Genomic DNA, 1,133 nt, shown 5'->3' with positions numbered 1-1,133 from the left:
CCCGCCGCCCCCGTGAAGTCGAAGGCTCCCGCCGCGGCGCCGGCCCCCGGTGAAGTGCACGCACGGCCTGCCTCGCTGTGGCGGCGGCTGCTGTCGTTCACCATCGACACCGCCGCCATCGGCGCGGTCGCGGCGGCCTACATCGTCCTCGCCTCGTCCATCGCGGGCGTCAAGGGTCCGCAGCCGGGGCTGACGGGACTGGATGCGTTCGTCGCCTGGCTGCGCGCACTGCACACCGTGCTGCTTCCCGGCGTGGTACTGGTGCTGGTGCTCGCCACCGTCTACTGCGCCGTCGCGGCCTTCCTCTGGAATGGGCGCACCCTGGGACGATTGCTCCTGGGCCTCCGGTTGGTGGACACCCATGGCCTGGCGCCGACACCGGGCCGGGCCATCTTCCGGGCGCTGCTCGCCGGGCTTTCCTTCGTTCTCTTCTTGGGCGGGTTCTGGATGGCGTTGTTCGACCGACGCGGCCAGACGCTGCATGACAAGCTGACGTCCACCTTCGTCGTCCAACCGAGCTGAAACCGGCTCATTGTGCCTTGCGGCCGCGGCCGTAAGATGCCGCGGCCTTCATGCCTTCCCGTCTTGCTCAGCACCTCGTCTCGCGCGCCCTCCTGACCCAGGAGCAGGCCGGGGAGTTGTTGCGTCAGCACCAGGCCCAGGGAGGCCACCTGGACTCCGCGCTCCTGGAGCGCGGCATGGGTGAAGAGGAGGTCCTCGCGCTCCTGGGCGAGGTCTCCGGCTTCCGGCCCGTGAACCTGGTGGACTTCGAGCCCAACCTCGAGGTCGCCAGCTTCATCCCTCCGAAAATCGCCGAGCGCCTGAGCGTGGTGCCCCTGTCCCTGGACGGCAACACGCTGCACGTCGCATGCGCCTACCCGGTGCCCAAGAAGGAGCTGGACGAAGTCGGCTTCCTCCTGGGCAAGCCGCTGGAGCTGTGGGTCGCCATCGAGCTGCGGGTGCGCGAGTGGATCTCCACCATCTACCGCCAGCCGCTCCCGCAGCGGTTCGTCCAGCTGGGCGAGGCGCTCGTCGCGCGGCAGTCCGGAGCCCTCACGCCGCCGCCTCCACCGCCGGAGGACGAGGCGATGGTGGACATGGTGGAGCAGCTGGCGCGCTCCGTGGCCCAGGAG

At 70.1% G+C, this 1,133-nt stretch carries 1 protein-coding gene and 1 pseudogene; both read left to right on the top strand.

From position 1 onward, the window contains the following. A partial coding sequence (locus D7V97_RS43210; RefSeq protein ID WP_120616287.1) for an RDD family protein occupies positions 1–522 on the top strand: 522 nt, incomplete at its 5' end. A 50-nt stretch (positions 523–572) separates the two neighbouring features. Further along, positions 573–1,133, top strand: a pseudogene (locus tag D7V97_RS43205) (FrgA protein); the annotation flags it as partial.

It is taken from the genome of Corallococcus sp. CA053C, from assembly GCF_003611675.1.
Lineage (GTDB): Bacteria > Myxococcota > Myxococcia > Myxococcales > Myxococcaceae > Corallococcus.
This window is presented reverse-complemented; position numbering and strand designations above follow the sequence as displayed.